At 73.9% G+C, this 8,381-nt stretch carries 9 protein-coding genes; 2 read left to right on the forward strand and 7 right to left on the reverse strand.

All coding sequences use genetic code 11. The features are described 5' to 3' along the window. Positions 1-109: 109 nt before the first annotated feature. From KBX39_RS15810 to rfbA, 7 genes are read right to left on the reverse strand one after another with little or no spacing between them, the layout of a single operon-like run. Positions 110-916: a glycosyltransferase family 2 protein gene (locus KBX39_RS15810; protein ID WP_231915517.1), complete on the reverse strand. Its 807-nt coding sequence runs from the start codon at positions 914-916 to the stop codon at positions 110-112. 23 nt (positions 917-939) lie between these two features. Continuing rightward, positions 940-1,857: a glycosyltransferase gene (locus tag KBX39_RS15815; RefSeq protein WP_210871258.1), complete on the reverse strand. Its 918-nt coding sequence runs from the start codon at positions 1,855-1,857 to the stop codon at positions 940-942. Then, entirely contained in the window at positions 1,854-2,930 is a 1,077-nt protein-coding gene (locus tag KBX39_RS15820) for a glycosyltransferase family 4 protein (protein WP_064446932.1), read from the reverse strand. The genes KBX39_RS15815 and KBX39_RS15820 overlap by 4 nt, the downstream gene beginning before the upstream one ends. After that, complete coding sequence (locus tag KBX39_RS15825) at positions 2,927-3,778, reverse strand: glycosyltransferase (protein WP_166455601.1); 852 nt, start codon at positions 3,776-3,778, stop codon at positions 2,927-2,929. The genes KBX39_RS15820 and KBX39_RS15825 overlap by 4 nt, the downstream gene beginning before the upstream one ends. A 1-nt stretch (position 3,779) precedes the next feature. Next, a complete protein-coding gene (locus KBX39_RS15830) occupies positions 3,780-5,048 on the reverse strand; it encodes a hypothetical protein (RefSeq protein WP_312247429.1) in 1,269 nt (422 codons plus the stop codon). Then, on the reverse strand, positions 5,045-5,647 hold the full coding sequence (locus KBX39_RS15835; protein WP_064446934.1) for a dTDP-4-dehydrorhamnose 3,5-epimerase family protein: 603 nt from the start codon (positions 5,645-5,647) through the stop codon (positions 5,045-5,047). The genes KBX39_RS15830 and KBX39_RS15835 overlap by 4 nt, the downstream gene beginning before the upstream one ends. Then, positions 5,644-6,525 (reverse strand): glucose-1-phosphate thymidylyltransferase RfbA, encoded by an 882-nt coding sequence (gene rfbA / locus KBX39_RS15840; protein WP_210871260.1) that lies wholly within the window; start codon positions 6,523-6,525, stop codon positions 5,644-5,646. Before rfbA ends, KBX39_RS15835 begins: the two co-directional genes overlap by 4 nt. 86 nt (positions 6,526-6,611) lie before the next feature. On the opposite strand from rfbA, the gene rfbB reads away from it, so the two are divergent. Both rfbB and rfbD read left to right on the forward strand, forming a co-directional pair. Next, complete coding sequence (gene rfbB / locus KBX39_RS15845) at positions 6,612-7,613, forward strand: dTDP-glucose 4,6-dehydratase (protein WP_064446935.1); 1,002 nt, start codon at positions 6,612-6,614, stop codon at positions 7,611-7,613. After that, on the forward strand, positions 7,610-8,381 hold a 772-nt coding region (rfbD, locus tag KBX39_RS15850; RefSeq protein WP_210871264.1), incomplete at its 3' end, for a dTDP-4-dehydrorhamnose reductase. The genes rfbB and rfbD, both read left to right, overlap by 4 nt.

Consider the following 8,381-nt stretch of genomic DNA (forward strand, 5'->3'; position numbering starts at 1 on the left):
GCGCGCCGAAACCGTTGGCCCGCCCGTGGTACGCGCTCGCCAGCGGCTGCGACACGAGCGCACGCCGGACGGCGGCCTTCAGGAGGGGAGACACGCGGACCGACCCGGCTCAGCCGGCCACCGGCGGGCGGGGCGCGGGCACCCGTGAACCGATCAGCCCGGCCGCCCGGTGGTGCCGGCGGGCAGCCGGCGGCAGGCCGACCAGGAACTCGGGGAACATGCCGAAGAAGATCCGGGCGCTGCGCAACTCCAGCGTGTGCGCCGGTGACCACCGCACCGAGTTCGTCGCCCGCGCCCAGTGGTGGGTCCACCGCACGTCACCGAGCAGGGCGACCGGGAAACCGCGCTGCCACGCCCGCAGGCCCAGCTCGTGGTCCTCGTAGTAGAGGAAGAAGCGCTCGTTCCATCCGCCCAGCTCGACGAGGTCCCCGGTGCGTCCGGCGACCGCCGCCCCCATCAGCCAGGCGACGTAGCGGACCTCGCCCGGCTCCGCGACCATCCGGTACGACTCGTGCAGGCGGGACAGCGGCCACAGCTTCCGGTTGCCGAGCTTCGCGGTGGCGTACGGGAAGCCACGCCCGTTTGGTTGCGGGGTCCCGTCGGTGGAGAGCAGTTGGGGCGCCACCAGTCCGCCGTGCGCGTCCAGGTGCCGCGCGAGCGCCTCCAGCCCGTCCGGGCGGACCTCCAGGTCCGGGTTCGCGAAGAGGACGTACCTGCCGGCGGCCTCGTGCAGCGCGACGTTGTTGGCCCGGGAGAAGCCCACGTTCTCCGGCAGCCGGACGACCCGCGCGCCCAGCTCCCGGGCCACCGCCGCCGAGTCGTCGGACGACGCGTTGTCCACCACGATCCACTCGTACGGCTTCTCGCCGCGCCAGCAGCGGCGCAGCGTGTCCGCCGAGTTGTAGGTGACAGTCACGACACTCCACGGGTGTCCCGTCATCACGCTCTCCGAACTGTCAGATAGCTGAGCAGGGTCGCGAAGCCGAACCGCTTGCCGGTCCACTGCCGGCGGGCGGCCGGCCCCTGCCGCAGGCCGTGTCCCACGCCGCGCAGGAACGGCCGCAGCAGGCCCTGGCGGACCCGCCGGGCGGCGAGCGCGACGTGCGCCAGCGCGAGGACCGGCAGCGCGACGAGCAGCAGCGGCCAGGTGAGGGTGCGCGCCGCGACCAGGAGCCGGTTGCGGGCCAGGAGGAAGGCCCGGAATCCCTGCAGCCGGTCGTCGCCGTCGACGCTGTGCCCACCGGCGTGCGGCAGCATCAGATCCAGCGCCCGGGTACGAACCCCCGAGGCGTGGAGCCGCAGGGCGAGGTCGGCGTCCTCACCCCAGGCGAACAGGTGCTCGTAGAACCCGCCGAACCTGCGGTACAGCTCGGTGGGGAAGACCGCCGCGCCGCCGGACGGGCCCAGTGGCGCCCGTGCCGTCGTGGCGGACCGGTCGATGAACAGCGAGACCGGATTCAGGTCGATGCCCACGTACTCGCCGCCGTGCATGGCCAGGCCGACCGCGACCGGGGTGCCGGGGTCCTCCGCGACGGCGGCGCAGATGCGGGCCAGCGCGCCGTCGGGCAGCCAGACGTCCGGATTCAGCAGCAGCACGTGGCCGGTGGTGGTGGCCGCGACGGCCCGGTTGCAGCCGGCCGCGAAGCCCGGGTTGGACGAGTCGGGAAGGTACCGGTACCGGTCCTGGTCGAGGCAACCGGCGATGATCGCCGCGCAGCCGTCCTCGGGCCAGTTGTCGGCGAAGACGAACCGCACCGGCAGCCCTTCGGCGCTGCGTACCCAGGTGGGCAGCGTCTCGGCGAGCATGCCGGCGGACCGGTACAGCACCGTGACGACAGTCAGTTCCACGGCGGTCACCGCAGCGACCGGTACAGACTCTGCCAGCGCGTCACGCACCGGTCGAAGGCGTACTCCTGGGCGTACCACTCGGCCACACCCCGCCGCTCCTCGGCGGGCCCGGCCTGGGCCAGCGCCCGGCGGACGGCGCCGGCCAGCGCGGCGGGGCTGGGGTCGGCCCGGACGGCGAGCGTGCCGGTGGCGTGCCGGGTGACCTCGGCCAGCCCGCCGGCCCCGGTGTGCACCACCGGTACGCCCAGGGACAGCGCCTCCAGCGCGCTGAGCCCGAACGACTCGACCCGCGACGGCACCAGGAGGCAGTCGATCCCGCGGAGGAAGTCCGCGGCGACGACCCGGCCGACGAGTTCCAGGTTCGGCCGGGCCGCGATCGGCAGCGAGCCGGCCCCGGCGACCCGGACGTCCATCTCCGGCAGGTGCGCGGCGGTCTCGGCCAGCAGGTCCGCGCCCTTCTCCCGTTCCAGCCGGCCCAGGTAGCCGACCACTGGACGGCGGCCGGACGCCGGCGCGTCGGCGGGTTTCGGGGCGGGCCAGTCGGCCGGCAGCGGGTTGGGGATCAGGTGGACGTTGCGGACGCGGCCCCGCTCACGCAGCTCGGTGGCCTCGAACTCGGACACCGCCACCGTCGCGTGCGGCCGGAGGCGGCGCATCGCCAGGTCCAGCGCGATGTTGGACTGGGTGGCGGCCTTCTGCTGCCACGACCCGGCGGTGTCCCGGTACTGCCAGAGGCTGTTGTGCAGGGTGACCACGAGCGGGGTGCGGTCCAGGCTGAGCGCGGCCCGCGCGTGCATCGCGGCGGACAGCAGGTGGGCGCAGACCACGTCCGGCTTCACCTCGCGGACGAGACGGCGGATCTGACGCGCGTAGCCGAGGTCGATCCGGCTGGTCGCGCCGAGCCCGACCCACGGCACCCCGGCCTCGCGCAGCGACCTGCCCACCTCGTCGTCCGAGGTGGCGGCCACCACGTCGACGCCGGTACGGGCGTGCGCCGGCACCAGCTCGGCGAGCATCCGTTCCGCGCCGCCCAACTGCCGCCGCCCGGAGCCACCGGTCGTGCAGACGAAGAGCACCTTCACGACGCACGCAGCCCCGCGACGGCCCCGCGCGCGATCGCGCGGCGCACGGAGTCCCGGCCCACCGCCGCCCGCAGCAGGATGCCGCAGACGTACGCGGTGGCCGCCACGCGACCACGGCGGCCGCCCAGGTCCCGGCTGGCCCGGATGAACTCCCGGGTACGCCGCTCGGAGATCTCCTCCGCCGACCAGCGCCGCTTGGCCGTCGCGTCGTCCTCGTGCATGATCACGGCGTCGGCGACGTACGCCAGCCGTTTGCCCTGCCGGCGTACCGCCCAGCACAGCCGCATGTCCTCGGAGTAGAAGAACGACGTCTCGTCGACTCCGCCGATGGCGTCGAAGGTGCTGCGCCGCAGCGCGACGAACGGCCCGGTCAGCCAGTCCGCCTGCTCCGGGGGCGCGACGATCCGCAGGCGCGGCACCACGAGGCTCAGCCCGGTGGCGTGGCCCAGCCCGACCCCCATGGTCAGGAACCGGCCGCCCTCGGTCTGCGGCACGCCCTCCGGCGTCACCACAGCGGGGAAGGCGGCGCCCACCTCCGGGTCCTCCAGAGCCGTCAGCAGCCGGGCCACCGCGTCACCGTGCACGACGATGTCGTTGTTGGAGAGGATGACGTGCGCCCTGCTGGTGTGCCGTACGCCGAGGTTCATGCCGCGGGCGTACCCCAGGTTCGAGCCGGACTGGACGTAGGTGACGCCCTGCTGGGCGCAGAACCCGCTCAGCGCCTCGCGGATCTCCGCCGAGCTGCCGTTGTCCACCACGACGATCTCGGCCTCGGCGGGCAGGGACAGCACGCAGTCGCGGGTGCGGTGGAAGTCCTCCCAGGCGAGAACCACGATCGAGACGTCCATCTCACACCATCCCAGGATTCGGCGGCTGCGCCCGGCGCAGGCTCGCTCTCGACGCGAACGCGTGCACGGCGTAGGCGAGCGACGAGGCGACCGCCGCCCCGACCACACCGGCCCACGGGATGACGCCGAGGTATGCCGGAACCGCGACCGCCGACGTGACCACGGCGACCACAGTGGTCGCCCTCTCACCCCGCCGCTTCAGCAGCAGGGCGCTCCAGCTCTTTCCGGCCGCCGTGGCCAGCGAGCCCGGCAGGAGCAGCAGCCCGAGGAGCCAGGCGTGCCGGTACTCCGGCGCCAGGAAACCCAGCACGCCGAGCCCGACGATCGCGGCCAGGGCGATCGGCAGGGCCGCCGTCACCACCGCCCGCGTCGGGTCCGGGCCGTTCCCGCCGTCCCGGTCGGCGAGGATGCGCTGTGCCCGCACCACGGCTCCGGCCTGCGCGAACTCCAGGGCAGCGACCGCCAGCGCGTAGACGCCGAGCGGACCGGCCCCGGCGAACCGGGCCACCAGGACCTGGTTGAACCGCAACGTCATCATCTGCGCGAAGATGCCCAGGTGCAGGCTCCCGGCCGCGAGCAGGTCGGCCCGGAGGTCCGCGCCGGTCGAGGTGGGCGCCGGGGCCGCGCCGGCCCGCCGCAGCCGGACCAGGACCAGGCCGCACACGGCGAAGGCGCTGAGCCACTGCACCGCGAGCCACACCATGCTCCACACGCCGCCGTCGAGCCGGCCGGCGGCGTAGAGGGCGGCGTACCCGGCGACCAGGACCGCGCCGCTCGCCGCGCGCATCGCGTAGACCAGCCGGAAGCTGCGCTGCCGCAGGGCGAGCGACGAGACCGTGTTGAACACGGTCAGACCCACCGCGGACCCGACGCCGACCAGATAGGCGCCGACGCCCGCCGCCGCGGTGAGCAGCGCGGCGGCGACACCGGAGAGGAGTACGGCGACGCCGAGGATCGCGATCACGTACGCCCGTCCCCGGGACTGCACCCAGCCGGCCGGACGCGAGATGAGGAAGGTGTCGAGCGACAGCCCGCCGACGGCCGCGCCGAGCGTCGCGCTCACCATGTTTGCTGACAGTTCGCCGCGCTCCGCCGCGGGCAGCGCCACCGACATGACCGCCGCCAGGCCGGTCAGTCCCAGCGCGCCGAGATAGAGGCGCTCGGGCGCGACGAGCCGCCGCAGCAGACCGGCCGCCCGGCGCCCGGGCGGAGGCGTCGTGCCGGGGTCCGACGAGGACTGCGCGGCGTCGACCAGCGAACCGCCTGTCACTCGTCGCCCCCGAACGGTGCGGCACAGGTGCGGGTACTGCGGTAGTCGGGCAGGAGCCCGGCCGTACGCGCGTGGGCCAGGCTCGGCGCGGCGGCGTCGCGGGCCGACAGCACCGGTGCCTCGGCCGGCCAGTCGATCGCCAGGTCCGGGTCGAGAGGGTGCACCGTGTGCTCGGCGCCCGGGTTGTAGGTGGTGGAGCAGAGATAGCTGAGTGTGGCGTCGTCGGTCAGCGCGCAGAAACCGTGCCCCAGACCCTCGCTGAGATAGACGGCTCGCCGGTCGACGTCGTCCAGCCGCACCGCCTCCCACCGGCCGAACGTCGGCGAGCCCACCCGGATGTCCACCACCAGGTCGACCACGGCCCCGCGTACGCAGGTCACGTACTTGGCCTGGCCGGGCGGGACGTCGGCGAAGTGGATGCCGCGGACCACGCCCCGCGCGGAGACGGACAGGTTGCCCTGGGCCAGCCGCAGCGGACGCCCGACCACCTCGGCGAGCCGGTCGAACCGGTACCACTCCATGAACAACCCGCGGGAGTCGCCGTGCTGCCGGGGCGTGATCTCCCACGCCCCCTCGATGCTCAGCGGCCGGATCTTCATCCTTCGGTCCCGCTCCGCTCGGCCAGCAGGCCCAGCAGGTATTCGCCGTAGCCGCTGCGGGTCAGCGGATGGGCGAGCACGCGCAGCCGCTCGTCGTCGATCAGCCCGGACCGCCAGACCACCTCCTCGACGCAGCCGATCTTCATGCCCTGGCGCTCCTCGATCACCCGGACGAACTCCGCGGCCTGCATCATCGAGGTGAACGTGCCGGTGTCCAGCCACGCCGTGCCCCGGTCGAGGACCGTCACGGTCAGCTCGCCCCACGCCCGGTACGTCTCGTTGACCGCCGTGATCTCCAGCTCGCCGCGCGCGCTCGGCGTCAGCTTGCGGGCGATGTCGACCGCCCGGTTGTCGTAGAAGTAGAGGCCGGGCACCGCGTACCGGGACCGGGGACGGGCCGGCTTCTCCTCGATCGAGAGCACCCGGCCGTCGGCGTCGAACTCGACCACGCCGTACGCCTGCGGGTTCGCCACCGGGTACGCGAAGACCCGGCCGCCCACCGGTTCGCCGTGCTGGGCGAGCTGCCGGCCGAGCCCGACGCCGTGGAAGATGTTGTCGCCGAGGATCAGCGCCACCGACTCGTCGCCGATGAAGTCCGCGCCGAGCACCAGCGCCTGCGCGATGCCCTCCGGACGGGGCTGTTCGGCGTACGCCAGCCGCAGCCCCCACTGGCTGCCGTCGCCGAGCAGCCGCTCGAACTGGGCGCGGTCCTCCGGAGTGGTCACCACCAGGATCTCCCGCACGCCGGCCATCACCAGAGTGGAGAGCGGGTAGTAGACCATCGGCTTGTCGAACACCGGCATCAGCTGCTTGGAGACGGCCCGGGTGATCGGCCACAACCGGGACCCGGTGCCGCCGGCGAGAAGGATTCCACGCACTCGCGGAGACTACCCGTGACGCCGTCACCACCGTGGCCCGTCGACGTCCCGCCTGCGCTGCGGGTACGGCGTAGACTCCTCCACCCGTGAGGATCCTCGTCACCGGCGGCGCCGGCTTCATCGGGTCGGAGTACGTGCGGATGCTGCTGGGCGTGCCCGGCGGCGACGCGGCCGGGGTGCCCGCGACGGCGCCCACGGCGCTCACCGTGCTGGACAAGCTCACCTACTCCGGCAACCTGGCGAACCTGGCCCCGGTACGCGACGACCCGCGCCTGCGCTTCGTGCACGGCGACATCTGCGACGCGGCGCTCGTCGACGAGGTGGTGCCCGGCCACGACGTGATCGTCCACTTCGCCGCCGAGTCGCACGTGGACCGCTCGATCACCGGCGCGGCGCCGTTCGTCACCACGAACGTGCTCGGCACCCAGACGCTGCTGGACGCCGCGCTGCGTCACGGCGCCGGCCGGTTCGTGCACGTCTCCACCGACGAGGTGTACGGCTCGATCGACTCCGGCTCCTGGACGGAGGACTGGCCGCTGTCACCGAACTCGCCGTACTCCGCCTCGAAGGCCGGGTCCGACCTGCTGGCGCTGGCCTACCACCGCACCCACGGCCTGGACGTGGTGGTGACGCGCTGCTCCAACAACTACGGGCCGTACCAGTACCCGGAGAAGGTCGTCCCGCTGTTCGTGACGAACCTGCTCGACGGCGGCACCGTGCCGCTCTACGGCGACGGCGGCAACGTGCGGGACTGGCTGCACGTGCACGACCACTGCCGGGGCGTGGCGATGGTCCAGGAGAAGGGGCGGGCCGGCGAGGTCTACCACATCGGCGGCGGCACCGAGCTGACCAACCGGCAGCTCACCGAGCGGCTCCTGGCCGCCTGCGACGCCGGCTGGGACCGGGTCGTCCCGGTCACCGACCGCAAGGGCCACGACCGCCGCTACTCGCTGGACATCAGCAAGATCAGCGACGAGCTGGGGTACGCCCCGACCATCGACCTCGACCGGGGGCTGGCCGAGACCGTGCGCTGGTACCGGGACAACCGGGCCTGGTGGGAACCGCTGAAGACGGCCGGCCACCGGTGACCCGGGTGCTCGTCACCGGCGCGGGCGGCATGCTGGGGCGGGACCTGCTCGCCGTGCTGCGGACCCGGCCGGACCTGTCGGTCACCGCCGCCACCCGCGCCGGCCTCGACGTCACCGACGCCCACGCCGTCCGGGACGCGGTGAGCGGGCACGACGTGGTGCTCAACGCCGCAGCGTGGACCGACGTGGACGGCGCGGAGACCCGCGAGGCGGACGCCACGGCTGTCAACGGCGACGCGGTCGCCCACCTGGCCCACGCCTGCGCCGGGTCCGGCGCGCGCCTGGTGCACGTCTCCACCGACTACGTGTTCGCCGGGGACGCGGTCGAGCCGTACCCGGAGGACGCCCCGACCGGCCCGGTCAACGCGTACGGGCGCGGCAAGCTCGCCGGGGAGCTTGCGGTGGCCCGGCTGCTGCCCGAGACCGGGTACGTGGTGCGTACCGCCTGGCTCTACGCCACCCACGGCCGCAACTTCGTCACCACGATGCTGCGGCTGGCCGCCGAACGCGACCGGCTCGACGTGGTGGACGACCAACGCGGGCAGCCCACCTGGTCGTACCGTCTTGCGGAGCGGCTCGTGGCGCTCGCCGACGCGGCGCTGGCCGGCGACGCGGCGCCCGGGACGTACCACGGCACCGCCGCCGGCGAGACCACCTGGTACGGCCTGGCCCGCGCCGTGTTCGCCCTGCGCGGCCTGGACCCGGACCGGATCCGGCCCACCACGAGCGACAGTTTCCCGCGCCCGGCGCGGCGTCCCCGCTACAGCG

The organism is Micromonospora sp. D75 (genome assembly GCF_018070405.1).
Taxonomy (GTDB): Bacteria; Actinomycetota; Actinomycetes; order Mycobacteriales; family Micromonosporaceae; genus Micromonospora; species Micromonospora chalcea.